This window comes from Rhodopirellula baltica SH 1 (assembly GCF_000196115.1).
GTDB classification, from domain to species: domain Bacteria; phylum Planctomycetota; class Planctomycetia; order Pirellulales; family Pirellulaceae; genus Rhodopirellula; species Rhodopirellula baltica.
The window spans coordinates 1951224-1969435 of sequence record NC_005027.1; the positions used below are offsets into that span (position 1 = coordinate 1951224).

At 54.0% G+C, this 18212-nt stretch carries 12 protein-coding genes; 7 read left to right on the forward strand and 5 right to left on the reverse strand.

All coding sequences use genetic code 11. The annotated features are described in order from the left end of the window. Nucleotides 1-144: 144 nt before the first annotated feature. The 4 genes from RB_RS07455 (at nt 145) to RB_RS07470 (ending at nt 3478) form a co-directional block, all read left to right on the forward strand. Nucleotides 145-1545 carry a four-carbon acid sugar kinase family protein gene (locus RB_RS07455; RefSeq protein WP_011119546.1) on the forward strand — a complete coding sequence of 467 codons (1401 nt, stop codon included), beginning with the start codon at nt 145-147 and terminating at the stop codon, nt 1543-1545. Nucleotides 1546-1568: 23 nt separating this feature from the next. Next, nucleotides 1569-1985 carry a VOC family protein gene (locus RB_RS07460; protein ID WP_011119547.1) on the forward strand — a complete coding sequence of 139 codons (417 nt, stop codon included), beginning with the start codon at nt 1569-1571 and terminating at the stop codon, nt 1983-1985. A 77-nt stretch (nt 1986-2062) separates the two neighbouring features. Then, nucleotides 2063-2521 (forward strand): hypothetical protein, encoded by a 459-nt coding sequence (locus RB_RS07465; protein ID WP_164921671.1) that lies wholly within the window; start codon nt 2063-2065, stop codon nt 2519-2521. Nucleotides 2522-2602: 81 nt separating this feature from the next. Beyond that, complete coding sequence (locus tag RB_RS07470) at nt 2603-3478, forward strand: hypothetical protein (RefSeq protein ID WP_011119549.1); 876 nt, start codon at nt 2603-2605, stop codon at nt 3476-3478. A 15-nt stretch (nt 3479-3493) separates the two neighbouring features. On the opposite strand, the gene RB_RS07475 is transcribed toward RB_RS07470, so the two are convergent. From RB_RS07475 to RB_RS07495, 5 genes are all read right to left on the reverse strand, one after another. Beyond that, nucleotides 3494-6586, reverse strand: a complete 3093-nt coding sequence (locus RB_RS07475) for a PAS domain S-box protein (RefSeq protein ID WP_011119550.1) — start codon at nt 6584-6586, stop codon at nt 3494-3496. Between the two features lie 59 nt (nt 6587-6645). Beyond that, the gene (locus RB_RS07480) at nt 6646-7071 is read right to left on the reverse strand and encodes a response regulator (RefSeq protein WP_231846303.1); all 426 of its coding nucleotides are present in this window, start codon (nt 7069-7071) and stop codon (nt 6646-6648) included. A 396-nt stretch (nt 7072-7467) separates the two neighbouring features. Then, complete coding sequence (locus RB_RS07485) at nt 7468-10029, reverse strand: ABC transporter permease (RefSeq protein WP_164921672.1); 2562 nt, start codon at nt 10027-10029, stop codon at nt 7468-7470. Nucleotides 10030-10102: 73 nt separating this feature from the next. Further along, nucleotides 10103-11179: an ABC transporter ATP-binding protein gene (locus RB_RS07490; protein ID WP_011119554.1), complete on the reverse strand. Its 1077-nt coding sequence runs from the start codon at nt 11177-11179 to the stop codon at nt 10103-10105. After that, nucleotides 11176-11625 (reverse strand): hypothetical protein, encoded by a 450-nt coding sequence (locus RB_RS07495; protein ID WP_007328659.1) that lies wholly within the window; start codon nt 11623-11625, stop codon nt 11176-11178. Before RB_RS07495 ends, RB_RS07490 begins: the two co-directional genes overlap by 4 nt. A gap of 420 nt (nt 11626-12045) precedes the next feature. Here RB_RS07495 and RB_RS07500 point away from each other — a divergent pair, with 420 nt between their 5' ends. The 3 genes from RB_RS07500 (at nt 12046) to RB_RS07510 (ending at nt 18030) form a co-directional block, all read left to right on the forward strand. Further along, nucleotides 12046-13182, forward strand: a complete 1137-nt coding sequence (locus RB_RS07500; RefSeq protein WP_011119557.1) for a sensor histidine kinase — start codon at nt 12046-12048, stop codon at nt 13180-13182. A 216-nt stretch (nt 13183-13398) separates the two neighbouring features. Beyond that, entirely contained in the window at nt 13399-17637 is a 4239-nt protein-coding gene (locus RB_RS07505; RefSeq protein ID WP_011119558.1) for an FtsK/SpoIIIE domain-containing protein, read from the forward strand. Between the two features lie 30 nt (nt 17638-17667). Further along, complete coding sequence (locus tag RB_RS07510) at nt 17668-18030, forward strand: hypothetical protein (protein ID WP_011119559.1); 363 nt, start codon at nt 17668-17670, stop codon at nt 18028-18030. The last annotated feature ends 182 nt before the right edge of the window (nt 18031-18212 follow it).

Below are 18212 nucleotides of genomic sequence, written 5' to 3' on the forward strand. Positions count from 1 at the left end.
CTGGGAGGGTGATGTAAGTGCTATTCGGCCCACGCCGAAACGGCTCACATGGCTTTGCCCGATCATTCCTGCCGACGTGCTTGGTAACGAACACAAGCATCGCATTCGGCCGTTCCTCCACGTTCTTTTTCAACGTTTTTTGCCATGACCCAAACCCTCTCGGAAGCCCTCGAAGGCATCGCGGAAGAACGCTCGGAATCATTGCTTGCGCAGATCCGTGACAACAATGACAAATCGAATCGCAAGATCGTCGTATTGGACGATGATCCAACAGGGACGCAGACGGTCTACGACACGCCAGTTTTGACCACGTGGGGTGTCGACGAACTAGCCGCGGCATTCACCTCACCCGGGACCTTGTTTTACATCCTCACCAATTCTCGTTCATTGACCGAGCCTGATGCGATCAAGTTGGCAAACGAAATCGGAGCTAACCTGAACGAGGCCGCTCTGCGGACCAAGCAAAAGTTCGTGGTTGTTAGCCGCAGCGACTCGACCCTTCGCGGTCATTACCCGGCCGAAGTGACCGCGATTGCGGCCGCGGTCGGCACTTCCGACGCAGTTCATGTGATTGCCCCCTTCTTTTTGCAAGGAGGTCGCTACACGATCGGTGACATTCACTACGTCGCCGAGGATGAGCAATTGGTCCCCGCTGCGGAAACCCCGTTTGCTCAGGATGCGGCGTTCGGCTTCCAGAATAGCGATCTGAAACAATGGGTGATTGAAAAACACGACGGCAACATCGATGCCGACCAAATCGCTTCGGTTAGTTTGAATGAACTTCGCTCGTCCGATCTGTCGTCACTGACTGATCGGTTAGCCAATCTATCGCCGGGTTCCGTCTGCATTGTCAATGCGGCGTGCATGCGAGACATGGAAGCCTTTGTGCTCGCCGCTCAGAATGCTGAACAAAAGGGACAGACGTTTGTCTATCGTACGGCGGCAAGTTTCGTACAGGCCTTTGCGGGGTTGGAACCACGCGAATTGCTGACGCCTGATGAAATGGTCGATGGCAACACGAAGACCGGTCTGGTTGTCGTTGGATCCTACGTTCCCAAAACAACACAGCAACTCGCGTCGCTGCTCGAAAATGAATCCAACTTGAAGTCGGTTGTATTGGACGTTGACAAGCTACTTGCCGATGACAGCGAGTCGTATCTGTTGGAAGTGACCCAGTTGGTGAATGAATCGCTCCAATCATCCAACGTCGTCTTGTCATCCTCACGTAAATTGGTGACCGGCACCGATGCCGCGTCCAGTTTGTCGATCGGCAATCGCGTTTCGGACGCATTGGTTTCAGTGGTCAGAAGGCTCACCAAGCGTCCGCGGTTCTTGATCGCCAAGGGTGGTATCACCTCAAGCGACGTTGCAACCAAGGGTTTGCAGGCCAAGCACGCAATGGTGCTCGGTCAAATCCTTCCAGGTGTTCCGGTCTGGAAGATGCCGGCTGACAGTCATTTCCCGGGAATCGCGTACGTCGTTTTTCCCGGAAACGTTGGTGGCACAAACGCGTTGCTCGAAGCATTTCAAAAACTCAAAGCTTAAAACTTTTCTTCACCGAGGTTCCCGTGTCTCAGCCACCACTGTTTAAAAAACTTGATCACATCGCGATTGTGGTACGCAACACTGATGAAGCCCTTTCGTTCTACCGCGATCAGCTGGGACTTCCGGTCGTGATCGACGAAAAGATCGAATCAGGAAACGTTCGGCTAACACATTTGGACATGGGCAATCTGCATCTGCAATTGGTTCAGCCATTGACCGATGATCATCCGCTGATGGACCATCTGAATCAAAACGGTGAAGGACTTCACCATCTGTGTTTTGAGACCAAAGACGTTCGAGAAACCTTTGCCGAGCTACCAGATCGTGGCATGTCGCCCAAGAACGAGACGCCTCACGATGGTGTGCTCGGCAAGAAGGCCGGCTTCATTGATCCCACGAAAACGCGTGGCGTGATCTGGGAAATGACGGGGCCGCAGTAGCCGGTTGGATGTCAATTCCCGTCCGGATACACGTCGTCGTTCGGTTCTCGTGCTTGCTGGTGGTGAGCTGGATCGTCATGACATTGACTCATGAACTTGGGCATGTTGTTGGCGGATGGAGTGGCGGTGCGAACTTGGTTGATTTGGAATTGTCGCCTTGGCGGCTTCCATATTCGATCCATTCGCCTGACCCGCATCCGTTGCTGACTTTGTGGTCGGGCCCCATCCTGGGTGTCGTCGTTCCGGTCTTCGCGGCGTCGGTAATCCGAAGACGCCCAGTGTGGTTCGTGGCGGACTTTTGTATTCTCGCAAACGGCAGCTATCTTGCGTTGGCTTGGGTAGCAGGCGATCCGCACTTGGACACGCCGCGACTTTTTCAATCGGGAGCCACGACGCTATCCGTTCTTGTTCACTGCATCCTCACAATCTGCCTGGGATACGTGCGTTTTCGCAACGGTTGCATTTTCTACCTGAGCAGCAACGGCTCGAGTCGTGAGACGAATGTCTCCCAACCGCCCGACAGCGATTTGAATTGAGCGTACAATGCGGTTCCCTCAATGCGGTTCCCTCCGCCGAGGTGGCTCTTCATCTTGGCAACCGCCCACACCGATTGATTCATGCCAAATTCTGCGATCCTTGTTGCTCTGGTCGTCCTTTTCGAAGTTGGTTCACCGTCCGCTTCGACGAAAAAGACGCCAACACCGCCAGTCATCATTGACACCACTCCTTTGGAAGGCAACACGCCGCGGATCCTGCTGGTCAACGAAGTCAAAAACGTGTGGTCGAATTTGAAAGTGACCGAATACACGCATCGGAAGGATAAGGTCATTGACCTCGAAAACGGCGTGGTAAAATTTGACTGCAGCGGTTTCGTCGGTGAAGTGTTGCTGAAGACTGCATTGCCCGATCACTATCAGGCGATCGAAAAACACCTGAAGAAAAATCGAACCTCCATTCCATCGGCCGACGATGGCCGAATGTGGATGACCCGGCCACTTGCGGGATTGTTCTACGACTATTTTGACGAGCAGCAACCCGATGATTGGTTGGTCTTCCGCTGTGCTGCAGATCTGAAGCCAGGTGATTTGATCGTCGCTCGGTACGAAGATTCCTGGCGTGTCGAGCGAAACAACACGAGCACAGGACACATCATGGTGGCTTGGGAGATCGAACCTCCGCAGGATGACTCGACAATCCAAGTCCGCGTTTTCGATTCGTCGAACGGTGCTCACACGAAACAGCTAGACACTCGTCATCAGGCCGACAGCCCGGTCGATGCCATTTCACGAACCGGAATTGGATCAGGCGTCATGCAATTCCGGTTGAATGACAACGGAGAAGTTACCGGATACAAGTGGAGTCTGACTAGCAAGCGATGGCACAACTTGGTCGATTCGGAAGAAGCCACCGGCAATCGATACTACGATCGATTGGAGGGCATTCTGTTCGCTCGACCGATTGAACCCGAAGAGTACGGAACGGCTACGGAATGAAATGAAACCGTCAAACTATCCAACGGTTGCTTCAATCAAATTCCCGGCTTCACCAGAACCGATTCCGTTTTCTACGAGAATCAGCCCGATTCCTGAATCGACGTTGGTCGGAAGCGTGATTGTGAACTGAGTTCCTTCGCCGGGCGTGGAATCTACCTTGATCGTTCCACCGTGTTGCTTGACCACGACATCATACGCAATCGCCAGTCCTTGCCCGGTTCCCTTGCCAACATCCTTCGTCGTAAAGAACGGATCGAAGACTCGGCACTGGACGCTTTCAGGCATACCGGAGCCCGTGTCACTCACGACGATTTGTATGTCATCTCCGGCGTTACGAGTTGCAACCGATATGTTCCCAAGTTCGTGAGAGTCGTTTCCGACTCGTTCCTCGATCGCGTCGGCGGAATTGACCACCAAGTTCAGAATCACCTGACTCATTTGAGCGGGGTAAAGAGGAAGTGGTGTGACGGTTTCATCCAAATCCAACTCCAACTTCGCAACGTATTTCCAGTGATTGCGAGCCACGGTGGTTGCATCGCGAATCAGTTGATTCAAATCCGTTGTGCTTTTGTCTGAAGTGCCGGGATGCGACATTGTCTTCATTGCTCGCACGATATCAATCACTCGATTCGACGCGTCGTGAGCTTCCTGAATCGACTCGGTGATGTTGCGTTGCAAGGAATCAAATCGACAAGAAGCTTCTGCCTTCGGCACGACTTCCTGCGCAAGCTCGCTTGGATTCTCATCGTTGCGTAGTTCTCGGTAGGAGTTGATTAGGTCGAATGCTTTGTCAAAAGCCGTGTTGAGATACTCCACATTCCCAAACACGCACTGCATCGGCGTGTTGATCTCGTGTGCGACTCCGGCGGCAAGCTGACCGATACTTTCTAGTTTTTGCGTTTGTGCCAACTGTCGCTGCATTTCCTTTTTGCTGGAAATGTCACGGATCACTGCTTGTTCGTAGATGCGGCCCGACAACTCGAATGAGACAACCGAAATGTCGCAATCGATTGGTTGTTTGTCCTTCGTTTGGTGAGTCCACTCGAAGTGCTTCTTTCCATCCCGACGAATCATCTCCATGACTTTTTCACTCTCAACGTCAGATCGTTTCCCGTCGGGCTGATACTCGGGTGACAGTGAGCTCACATTGACACTTCGCATTTCATCCAAGCTGTCGAACCCAAACATTTCGAGCGCTCTTGGATTGCAATCCAGTAGTTCTCCGTCGGACAGAAACAAGATGGCGTCTTGCGATGAATTGAACATCGCTTGCGAACGCTTGGTGTTTTCAATGAGCGCCGCTTCAACACGTTTGCGTTCATTGATCTCCATCGTCGTTCCAGCAAGGAACGTTGCCCGTCCGTCCTTGTCACGCTGCAGCGCCTGACCGCGTGCAAACAACCAGTTGTATTGGTCATCTGGACGTCTACATCGCCATTCAATTTGAAAAACGTCAGTCTCACCTTGAACGCAGCGGCCGATCTCTCTTTCCACGTGCTCAAGATCGTCTTCGTGAATGCGATCGAACCAAGCTTGGATCGGATCACCATCCTTAGATGTTCCGTGTCCTGTAATTGAATAGCAGCGGCTGTCGTAGAAGACTCGTTCTTGCTGAACATCCCAGTCCCAGATCGACATTCTGCCACCGTCCAGTGCGTACTCAGCTCGCTGAGTGGCTTGCTTCAGTTCTTCAGCAGCTTGATGGGCCTGAGTGACATCATTCTTGATCGCCAAGTAGCCAATGTGTTCACCGTCCACATCGTGAAGTGGCTGAATATCGAGGTTCACCCAGTAGTGTTCTCCGCTCTTGCGACGATTCAGCATCTCTCCATAGAAACCAGTTTTGTCACGGAGTGCTTTTCGAATCTCTACAATCGTCCGACGATCAGTTTCTTCACATTGCAAAAAACTTCCGGGTGTCCTACCGATCACTTCGTGAAGTTCATAGCCGCTGACTCGTGTGAATCCCTCGTTGACCCACGTGATCCTTCGTTCAGCATCAGTGATGATGACGGCGTTCGTTGTTCGCTGAGCGACCATCGCCAACTTACGCAGATCCACGGTCATTTTCGCGGCGGCTCGATTGGCCCTGTATGCGCTTGAGCTCAAAAGAAATACCAGTGTGGACACCAACGCCGTGCAACAGGCACCACCCAGTCCGATCATCCAGACCAATGAAGATGCCGTGGTCGCGAAAGTTCGAGTGGGGAACATCTCGATGTCCCAGCGTTGCCCCGCAATTTGTTCCGCTGCATGGTGTTTGAAGCTGTTCACATAGGACTCTCCCAACTCACCGCTGGAAGCAACCTCAAATTTGCCTTTGTCGCCTTCCTGAATGAACAAACGGTAGCCGAGTTCGGACCCGGTCGCGGTTTCCAACCCTTCGAACACGGCAGACGTATCGATGACCATTCCAACCCAACCGACGATTGATTCCAATCGCTCGGCCTCGGTCGTGGGAAGACCTCGGTAATGGGGAACCATGTACAGGAAGTTCACCTCGTCAGGATCCGCGCCGACGAGTTGCAGTCGCGGGGTGATACAGGCCTGTCCGGTACGCGCAGATAGTTCGGCCGTTTTTCGCCGAGAGAGATCTTCGCCCATGTCCAAACCGATCACCTGCGAAAAGCGTGTTCCGGGCTGAACAAATTTGACAATGAATCGCGCAGGAATGAGCCGGTCGTCGCCAACCTGATCGTAGGGAATACCAGCGCTTTTGGGAGTCAACAATCGGAGTGGAGGCAAACCGGAGGCAACCAGTTCATCGCTAAGAGATTCCAGTGCCTCAGGTGTATCAGGCACGATCTCCAGATACCCAAACGCTTCTGCGCCAAGGAATTCATCTTCGAAATTGATTTGTGCAAGCAAGTTGGTGAATTCGTCGTACCGAACCGATTCACTCGCCGAAAAGAGGCACTGAACCGCGACCAATCCTAGTTCACTCTGCTGCATCCGACGTTGAAACTCGCCGTGCAAGCGGTCTGCAAGATGCTCAAATCGGACCTGGTCGTGCCGCATCGTTGATCGACGAACGACATTCACTGTCGCCGCCGTCATCACTATCCCGACGCAAGCAACTGATAGTGCAAGGGTGAGAGAACGCTTCATGATACTTTCCTAGGGTAGGAAGATCGGACGCCGGTTGGTCGCCACGTAGGATCGGGCGATCATGCACTCATCGTGAAATGAGTATCTGATTTCGCCGGAGCTTCCTTTTCACTTCGACATTTCAGAGCACCCTCGATCGCTTCGATGATTTCACCACGAGGCGAAGGTTTGTTCATCAAGCAAAAAACGTTCGCTTCTTCAATCGCGCGACGTTCGCTCTCTTCGTCTTGGTTGCCCGTCAGGATGATGCAGGGAATGTCCGGCCATTCCAACGAGATTTTCTGGACCAATTCGACGCCGTCCATGATTGGCATTCTCATGTCACTGACCACGCAGCTGATCGGCGATGTACCTCGCAGAATTTCGAGTGCCTTCAGCCCTGAATCGGCGGTCTCAACGTCGTAGTCTTCTTCCATGCTGCGTCTGAGCACACGAAGGACGATGGTGTCATCATCCACGAATAAAATACGCTCAGTTTTGTTCATACGGATTCTCCCCACCTTAGTGTGAAACATGAAGAATTTGAAAAGCGGGGCACTATAAAGTTAGCCCTCCATTTGTGCGCGCACGACAGACTTCCGCGACAATGCGAAGACCGTCCACACATCAGGTTCACGCGAGCGCAACAATCGTCACAATCGGAGTTTCATCCGTTTGACTACGCCGAATGCACGGGCGTCCACCACCACACCAAGCCATCACGATTCACACGATGGTGCTGGCGTTTCAACCGTGAGAAAGTGATTCCCAAGCGATCCGCTCGACCTCTCGGTCGGGCAGACATCTGGTCGCCCCATGCGCTTCATTGTGCGTCTAAGCGGGTACACATGGACTGTTGCAACCTCAATACGCTTCACGTATCGAGGGAGACGGCTTCCTGCTTAAAAGTCACTGCGTGCGAAGTAAATGCAACTCAGCAACATCATGGCGATGATGAACACACCGCAACTGATGATAGGCGTGGCGATTCCGTATCGAACCACTTCGCCGGTTTCCATGTCACCACCGCCGATAATGAATGCTTTCTTGCCTGAAACCATCCCGGCGGTGGTATCACCAAGTGCCAAGACTTGAGGCGTTAACAATTCCAGCAAACCAATTCCGTATCGGTCAATTCGCCGCCAAAACGATCGTTCCGGTTCAACGCTGCGAATCAACGATATGTCTGCCGATTGCGATTGATGACTGACCTCAAATTCGCTGATTCGATCGACATCGTGTGCGACGATCAACTGAGCTGTCGTAGCATCTGGCGCGACTTCAACCATCGCGGTCTCGATGTCATCCACTGGCAGCGTCGCGGTGATCTGCAAACGTTGCTCCGACGCGTCATCGTGGTCGAGTACCCGTAGCAAATGGCCGCTGCCTTCCGTCGTAACAACGAAAAACAGATCGTCCGCAACGGCGTGGATCGAAAGCGGTGCGATGTCTTCCGGCCAATCGCCAACATAGAACTCGTTCAGTTCGTTTCCTTCGAACACTCGAGCGGACTCGTCGCCGGTGCTGGCAATGACAAATCGACTCGACGCTGCCAGAACAGGAGGGAGCGGTGTATCCGAACGGGCTAAGTCAGCGACTTGGGTTCGCTGCCACACGTTTTCGACGGGATCTCCATCGGGTTCCAACTGTTGCAATTGACTTCCATTCAAAATCAGCAAACGTGTTGTCTCGCTAGAAATATCCTCCGTCGCATCTTCGGCTGCCAGCGGAACTGCTAATCGTATCGGCGGACTGAGAGCCACGTTCCGCGGCAAGATCGAAACGAACTCTTCGGTTGCCCCACCCTGCATCGTCACAAGCGTACTCAACCAAGCGCCGATCGAATTGGAACCTTGTCCGCGCGGCGAACGCCCATCTGAACTTTCGTCGCCGTCTTCAGCGGTATCGTTATCCTCATCTTCAACCTTCTTACCGATTGACGACAAGATATCTCGGTTGTGAGTGATCAACAGATCCGCTGTGTTGACCGCCAATGTGTGACCGGATCCAGAATCTTCAGTCACACCAATGGGAATCAGCCGTTCCGTCGCCGTCGGCAAACGCAAACCCGGCTGAGGTTTCCAATCGTTGTCGCGAGCCAACACGATCAAGTCGAGTGATCCAGATCCAAATGGATTGAACTTTCCATTGCGGATTCTGGCCGTCAAAACATGATCGTCATCGATCGCGACGGGCCGTAGAACGCGATCATTCGACATCGCTTTGCTCTCGATCACCGGCACCCATTGCAATTGATCTTCATCCATCCGATTCAGCCCACCGCCGTTGGTGAGTGAAAGCAGATCCTCGCCAGCTCGTACTAAACCAGCAATTCGATCCGGCTGGACAATTCGAGTGTCAAAAACACCGGAGATGATGCTGAACACCAAACAGATTGCTGCCAACGCACCAGCGGCGGCAATCGAAATGATCGGCGATCGCCATTTCAAGCCAGCCGGTACGGAGACACTGAAGAACACCGCAAAGAGAAAGACCGCGACCGGGATGCACCACAAAATTCGCGGGTTCCAAATTTCCAAACGCAATCCCGCGATCAAATACAGCCCAATGACCAGTTGTGCCACGCATAGAAACACGAATGCACACCCACCCACAAACTTTGCGATCAGCAAAGCCGGACGGGAAACGGGTTTGCTTAGCAGTAGATGCAACGAACCCGTCTGCAACATGTCGGGGATAATGGAAGCGGTAACCAAAATGCCCAGGAAAACCAGCACAAAGCCGAGCAACCAGTGAACCAACATCGGGATCACGAACTGATTGAATAGCGATTCAAATTGCGTTCGATCGATCTCGAACCCGGTGGGGAAATCCAACGTGCCGTAAGTCAACAACACCGACCTCGCACTTCTCGCCTCGAAGACTCCCGGCAAAGCAGCCTCGATTCGCAATCGCCCACGCCGCCGAATCAAGGAATCCGATAGTTCTTCGGTGGGCATCTCATCGAGCTCACGAAGTTCGCGAAGACGAACCGTTTCTTTCCATGCTTCCGCGTCGTACCAATGTCGCGATACGGATGCTTCCTTCGAGTCGTCTTTTGATTCGGCTTCTTCGTCAACCGTTCCCTTCGCGAGCTTCAATTCTTGATCGATCAAATCATTCAAAGCGTCGGTCAGCATCGGCAACGGAATGCGGACCTCGTCGCCTTCTCCGACACGCTTTAGCTTTCGCGACAATTCTTCGGGCATTGCTTCGGCAATTCGGCCCAGCGGCGCGTCTTCTTGTTTGGGATCGACCATGCCTTGGGCGAGCATCGCCTTCATTCGTGTCCCGTTGTAGACATCGAAGAAACGAAACGTCGTCGTGTAATCTTCGCGAACACCGATCGGGGCGAGCATCGCTAGCAAGATCCAAATGGCCAGCATCGCGGCCCAAAGCACACGTGAAGCCATCGCAGCGTGAAACGAATCCCAAACGACGGCGAAATAGGGTCGCCAATTCAAAGCTTCTCTCCCGGGATCATTTTCGAAACAGATGGCGTCAGCATTGCCGCGACGCTCAAAGAGGCCATCGTCATCACAACGTCGCGTTGGGGACGGGAGCACCGGCTTGCTGCACCAATCGCATGAAGGTGTCTTCTAACGTGTGTCGGTGCGGCTGCAACGTCACGATGGATCCACCCAGACCTCGCACCAAATCGACGCTTGCATCGACGTCCGCTTGATCGTCGCAATTCAATTGCACTCGCCAAAGATCTTTGGTTCCCAGTGAACGCACCAATTGCCACGCTGCGTCGGTGGACATCATCGGCTGAAGCTGTTCCTGGAGCGTGTCCAGGTTGGACCGTTCCAGATCAATCTCCATGTGGATCGTCAACTCTGATGTCGACGCCTTCAACCCGGGCCCACTGAGGTTGTTGATTGGCCCGGATGCGAGCACACGGCCTTTTGCCATGATCGCCAAATGAGTGCACACCAATTCGACTTCGTGCAGGATGTGACTGTTAAGAAAGATTGTTTTTCCTGAATCACGAAGTCGTTCGATCACTCGACGGACTTCCGATCGTCCGACCGGGTCCAATCCATCGGTGGGTTCGTCCAAAACCAACAAATCAGGGTCGTGCATCAAAGCCTGCGCCAAACCCAAACGCTGCAACATTCCCTTGCTGAAACGTCGCACGGGCTCACGATCACGACCATCCAGACCAACCAACTTCAGCAGTTCATCGCTGCGGTTGCCGATCGTCGTGCCGTCCAAACCGCTCAACCGTCCATAGTATTTGAGTGCCGAACGTGCGGTGTGGTGTCGATCAACTCGCAACGATTCAGGCAGGTAACCAACTCGTCGACGAGCGGCAGCCGATCCGGCGGGCAATCCAAACAGGCTGGCCGAACCTCCGGAAGAGCGAATGACACCGAGCAGAATTTTGATCAGGGTCGTTTTGCCAGCACCATTGGGGCCCAACAATCCAAATACCTGACCCGCATCGGCTTGGAGAGTCACACCCGAAAGAGCGTGAACGTGAGAAGATCGCAACCAACTGCCGCGATAGACTTTTTGCAGACCGTTGACGGAAATGATCGTGCCCGACGTTTCCAGCACTTCGTCGGAGGCTGGAAGATCCTCGGTCGGTTCTGCGATGGTGGAACTCACGCCAGAAGATTCTTCAGCGTCAACAGGAACAACGTTAGAGCGGCCATGGCAATCATTGCTGCCAACAATAGCCGATTAGCGGGGTGACGCCAGGACGGGCCACTCACTTCACGATCGTACAAACTGCGAAAACCTTCGCGTTCTTGTGGGGTGTCGAACACTCCATCTTCGACCAATTCTTGCAATCCGAACTGGATTTGATATTCGATCACGCCGAACACGTCTTGCCGGTGGTGGCCTTCGTCGACGCCTTTGGCTTCGAAGTACCAGAGCTGATTGCCAAACTGATTGTCCGTTTCGGCACGATCATCGACGCAAGACAAGCGAACGATTTCACTGTTTTTGGGACAGAATTTCGCTTTCGAGAGCGCACGGACCCCGTCCAAACGGACCTGCTGGAGCGTTCTTTCGGAATACTGTCGTTGCTGCGTTTCGGCACGCATCATCCTAACTCCGCGTGGCAATGATGAAGACACTTAGTCTCCGATGGTCCATTATTGCCGGTTGGGCAACCGCCGTCATGGTCGGAGTCAAATTTTTGGGGAAGTTTTGACTCATTTTTGGCTTGCCCGTTTTCGTTGCCACCCATTGGTGTGACAGCATGTCGCGATCAAATCAGGCAACGGATCCGCCGCCGGCCATCGGGCACTCGCCGGTCTCGACGGGCAAATTCTCGTGACGAACAACAGAAATCCTCTGACGCTATGGTGAACGCCGCATTGTTGCTAACGTTGACGTCATCACACCCCTGATTTGTGCTCTCATTTAGGTGCCCCTGGTAGGAGCCAGCACCTTTCAGAGACCAGTTGCGTGCGTCCCTGCCGACAGCCACGACCGGACCGGGGTGACGACTCGAAAAAGCCCGTTTGGGCAATTTGAATTGCAAGAACCAAGTGTCTGGTTCGATTCCATTTCAACCTGCAAAGGACATGGTCATCGTCACGCCCATCTCGCACCGCCCGCTGACTTTGCGAACGCCCGTTACGCTGGGCGTCGTTCTGATCGTTTTGGTCGTCCTGCTGACCGCAGTTTGGATCAGCGGAACGGTTTGGGGCGCTGTTCGAAACGATTCCACGTCGGGGATGTTTTGGGTGATGCTGGGCGCCGGTGCGCCACTGCTCGTCGCGGTTTTGGCTGGCGTGATCGCTTATCTGACGCTATCGGTCAAGGCATTCAACCTCAATCGTCGCCAATCAAACTTTATCGATTCAGTCACGCACGAACTGAAAAGCCCGATCGCGTCATTGAAGTTGTATTTGCAAACGATGACCCGGCACGATGTCAGTGTGGAACAACAGAAAGAGTTCCACCTCATCATGTTGGAAGACGTCGAGCGACTGGACAGTCTGATCAATCACCTGTTGGATGCAGCTCGGGTGGAACGAGGCGGGGAGGCTTACGAAGCCAGCGATCTGTCGTTGGAAACGGTTCTGTCCAAATGCGCCCAAGGCGCCTGCGTGCGATACAAAATGCCACCGGAAACCGTCAGCATTCACTGCCCCGCGATCTACGTTCACGCCCCGGTCGTGCAAATTGAAATCTTATTTCGCAATTTGATCGACAACGCCATCAAGTACGGTGGCTCACCTCCCAAAGTTGAGCTGACCGCGGTTTGTTCTCCTACGGGCGATGTGACTGTGTCGGTCCTCGACAATGGGACCGGCATCCCCGCCAACTTGCGAAGGAAAGTTTTCGGTCGCTTTGTGCGTTTGGGAAGTGAACTGGAACGAAGCAAGCAGGGCACCGGGCTGGGACTGTATTTGGTTCGCAACATCACGCATGCTCTGGGCGGTCGCATCAATATCCAAGACGGACACTGGACGGTGGCAACCGAGACGGGTCCGACCGATTCCACAAAGTCCGCCGGCGCGGACCAACCGCCAAGCAATCCGGAATCCATCGCCAACCGTAAGCCAACTGGCACACGAGTGGACGTCACACTTCCCAACGGAAAGATCATCCAGCCGGAAACCGGGGCCGATGAGCCACCATCGAAAGAATGATCGTTCAGCTTGCTGTTTGGTACATCCGCTTCTTGTTGAATTGCGAACTTGATTCCGCCGATCGAAATGCGAATTGAATGAGCGATCGAAACATGCGGGAACTTTTCGTGATACAACGTCACTCCTTTTAACCGCTCAATCTTCAACCGTTTTGTTTTGAAGTTGGCGGCACCTTTGTGACCACGCAGCAGTTCAGCTTGGGTTAAAATCGAATCCATGAAAGACTCTGCTGTTTCGCCTGCGCTGCTGTTTGCTCCGGAACGCCAACGCCGTCTGCTTCATGGATTGATACAACGCGTTGCGGCGTCGCGAGAGGAACACTACCGATTGGTTCGCCAACAAGGTGACCAACACGCGGACATCGAACAGAAACTTGCCGACCAACTCGCTGCGGTCAAACAGAACTGCAAAGCCGACCGACTCAGCACTCTCAAGCAATGGGATGCCGCACAAGAAGAGACCATTGCCGCTTACGAATCCGCGACATTGCATACTCGCGACGAATTGCGACGTTGTTCAGCGAGATTCCGACGCCAATTGGCCGAAGAAGAAGCGGTGATCAACGGCAAAGTCGAGAAGCGACTGATCGCGGTCAAAAATCAGTACGAGGCTCGCAAGGATCAACCCAAGAAGGTCGCGACGAAGGAGCATCACCAACTCGACACCGCTCTCGCAGAATCCAACGAGGACATCGAGTGGGCACGAGCTTTGACGATTCGCAGGTTGAACCGTCTGCTGGAGACTCAAACACCAAGCGACCTCTATGCGGAATTCGGCGAATCGAAACCGACCAGTGTCGAAGATGCATTGGATCTCATACGGCGACAGAACCGACGTTTGAAATCGACCGTTGCGGAGATGCAAACTGGTTTTGCGGCTCACGTTGTCGATGCGGTCTACTACCTGCCTACTCTCGTCGCGGTACTTTTGGTGCTGTTCGCTGGTGCATCCATCTTGATGAAAGCGGAACCGCTGCTTCACTACTTGATTGGTTCGGTCATCATCTCAGGATTGATCGGATTCACCTGCTATCTGATTTTGATGTGGCCGTTGCGACGGATGACGCGTTCCTTGCATCCGACCACAGAGCGTATCCGACTGGCATCGCAGGATGCTGTCGTCCAAGCCAAACGAATTTCAACCGCAGCGGCGAAGAAAGCCAGCCAAGAGCTCATCCAGCGCCGAGACGCTCACGTGAAAGAAGCTCACCAGTGGCAAGAAAGCCAACTGAAGTCTCTGCGTGAAGACCTCGCGGCAAAACAGGTTGCTGAAGAAACTCGGCTCAACGAACAATTGCAACGGATTGAGCAACAGTTTCAATCGGGATTCAATGAACTGCAGCAAACCATGCGTGAACGAGCGGAGCAAACCGCTGACGCAATCGCTCAAAAGCTCAGTCAATCCGACGCGGCGGCGGGCCAAACTCTGCAAGCTGTCGTTCAACAACACCAGCATACGCTTGAATCGTTGTCCCAACGTTTGAATTCCGGCATGCACCGGGGCATGACACGGATTCTAGCTGCGAATGATCTAGTCGAATATCGACATCCTCATTGGGACGAATTGCTATCCAATCCACCGCCTCAACATCCCGGCATTGATTTCCTACCACTTGGATCTCTCCGGTTGGGCAATCGATTGAAGAAGCAATTTGATTCGGCGTTGGGATACAACGCCAAGCATCGCGCGGCGAACAATGGTCACGCCCACGACGAAGCCGACATCCTCAATCGATTGCAGGTCCCTGACACGATGCCAATCGCGATGCATCGGCGTCAGCATTCCGGCGTGATCATCGAGGCACCAACGGCCCACATCGAAGATGGCATCAAAATCGCTCATCAGATTCTTTGGCGTTTGCTTAGCGCGGCGCCACCGGGCAAAGCTCGTGTGACATTGATCGACCCAGCCGGACGCGGCCAGAATTTTTCCAGCTTTCTCGCGTTGGCTGACCACGACCCGAGCCTGATCCATCACCGCGTTTGGACTCAGGGCGACCAAATCACCGCACGAATCGCCGACATCGGACACCAAGCTGAGAATCTGCTGCAGTCTTGCCTACGTGACCAATATGAACGCCTGGAAGACTACAACCAAGTCGCCGGTTCGCTTGCGCAGCCCTATGAAGCCATCGCTGCGGTCGGCTTTCCCGACGGATTGTCTCGCGAAGCCTACTCGCATTTGGGCTCGTTGATTCGCAGCGGCATCCGATGTGGCGTCTTTGTCATCCTGGTCGTTGATGAAAAACACGAGTGGCCTGCCGACATGCCAATGTTTGACCATCCGAATTTGCTACGGTTAAAATACGGCGAAGCCGGTGTGGACTCGGGCGAAGAAGCTGCTCGAAAAGATCCGTCGGTGGCATTCGACGGTCTGGATCGATCGACCCTGACCGGTGAAAAGCCGGAAGCCAACGAAGACGGCATCATTCCCATCGCGTCCAAACGTCGAGTTCGCTTGCTTGACGAAGGCATCACGGCAGGCCATTGGCGTTTGCTCAACGCAGGGTTGGATGAATTTGAATTCTGGCCAGCACCGCCACCGATGCCGCAAGACCGCTCGGCGCTGATCAATCGAATCGGTCGGCTCGCGCAGGAAGCTTCTCAGGTCATTGTGCCGCTGACATCGTTACTTCCCGGCGAACAAATTCCCGTTGCGGCCAATACGTCCAGCTCCGCAGATGGTTTGGAAGTGATCATCGGCAGTTCTGGTGCAGGACGCAATCGCTCCTTGGACTTAGGCGAAGGGGTTCGCCAACATGTTTTGATTGCAGGAAAGACCGGTTCGGGCAAGAGCACGTTGCTGCACAGCATCGTGACATCAGGTGCCGCAATGTACGAACCTGATGAACTGCAGTTCTATCTTCTGGACTTTAAAAAGGGCGTGGAATTCAAGATCTACGCTGACGCAAAATTGCCTCACGCTCGAGTGATCGGGATCGAGAGCGAACGCGAATTTGGACGTAGCGTGCTGCAACGTTTGGATGCCGAGATGACCACGCGAGGCGAACTGTTTCGTGCCGCCGGTGTGCAAGAAGTCGGATCGTACCGCCGGGCGTGCCCAAACAAATTGATGCCACGGCTGATGCTGGTCGTTGATGAATTCCAAGAGTTGTTCACCCGAGACGATTCATTGGCGGCCGATTGCACCGCGTTGCTCGATCGACTCGTTCGCCAAGGCCGCTCGTTTGGCATCCACGTTGTCCTCAGCAGTCAATCGCTGGCGGGTGCGAACAGCCTTCCACGAGCAACGCTGGGACAAATGGCCGTTCGCATCGCCATGCAGTGCAGTGAAGCGGATGCAGCGTTGATCTTGTCCGACGACAACACCGCCGCTCGCCTGATTTCGCGTCCTGGTGAAGCAATTTACAACGACGAAAGTGGATTGATCGAAGGGAATCAACCCTTCCAAGTCGCTTACCTGGAAAGCGCCGAACAAGTCCGGCTGCTCAATCAGATTGCTGAGCGTGATGAATCCTGGACGCAAGAACTGGGAGCGGCCGTTGTCTTCGAAGGTAACCGCCCCGGACGCTTTACGGCGGCCATGGTTCGTGAAGTCATCGCGGAATCGGGACGCTCCGATACACTGGTTGGCTTGCTCGGCGAAGCGGTCGAACTTGGCCCGCCCTGCGCACTGCGGTTGCAAGCCAACACGGGTCGCAACGCGGTCCTGGTTGGTTCGGCTCGAAATCGCCCCAGCATTCTGGGCAGCATCATCGCATCGGCAAAGGCGCATCGTCCCGAGATGGCACTGGTCCATTTCGATGGTTCGCGCGCCGAAGAAGGCGATTCAACGGCACACTGGATTCAGCAGAACCCGCAACTTGGTGGACAAATCATTCGGACCAGAGACGCCGAAGCAGCGATGATCCAACTCTCGCGGTTCGTGGACTCGCGACTTGGCAAAGCCCCCGCTGACTCCCCCGAGGATCGCGAAGCGGCATCCACAGCCGCCGCATTCAGTTTGGATTCCGGTGGCACGTTGGTATCAGCAAAAAGCGATCAAACGGAAGAACCACCAATCGAGGAGTTGCCTGACAACGACGAAACTCCAGTGCTGGTTGTTCTCGATGGGCTCGACCGCTTCCGCGATTTGCGACAGCCTGAATCAATGAACTTCTCGCTGGATGCGTCCAGCCAGGTTTCCGGTTGCGACGCGTTTCAATCGATCTTGCGAGAGGGTCCCGCGGTCAACGTATTCATCATCGTGAGCCTTCCATCGGCTGAAACACTCAATCGATGGTTGCCGCGTCAAAGTCATCACGATCTGGAATTGCGTTTGGTGGGTGCCCTCAACGCTGGCGATTCATCTATGTTGATTGATTCGCCCGCCGCCGCAGATCTTTCGGCGGCAACGATGATTTTGTACGACGATTCAGATGGTCGATTGACCAAATTCCGGTTGTGTGACCCGCCAACGTCGGGAGAATTGATGGCGTTGTTAACAACCAACTGATTCCAAATTCTCTCAGTCCAGGACATTCGTTTGGCCAAGTGTGATGAAGGGTATCGCTGCGAAGTCTGTGGCGAAGACGTGATGTCGATCGTGGATAGCGATCTGTATCTTCGCTATGTCATTGGGCACTTGGATCCCGAGAAGCTCCATGTGTCGCCCGAACGCCACATCCGCTGCAATCCAATTCTCGCTCAGTGCATTCGCGACGATCGCGTTCCACCCGTTGCAGTGGAAGGACCATTTGCACTCTCCGAACTGGATCCAGATCACTCCAACGAGATGATCGATCTGGTAACACGAGGTTATCAACGGCTTTGGGAAATCAACTCGGAAGACGGCGACCGAGACGTCACCGAATACCCACTCCCTGAAGTTCGAGCTCGCTACCAGTAGCAAGTTCTTCACTCACATGCTCCACCGCACCGGTCACGCGAAAGTCGGAGCGAACTTTTGATCATGCCGCCCCGATGCTGATCGGCTCGAAGAATTACACACGGGGGGACGGGATAGTCTATAGTGGGTGCGTCGATTTGACCGATCGACCCCTCCCGCCTCCCCATCCCACCCCGAAATGC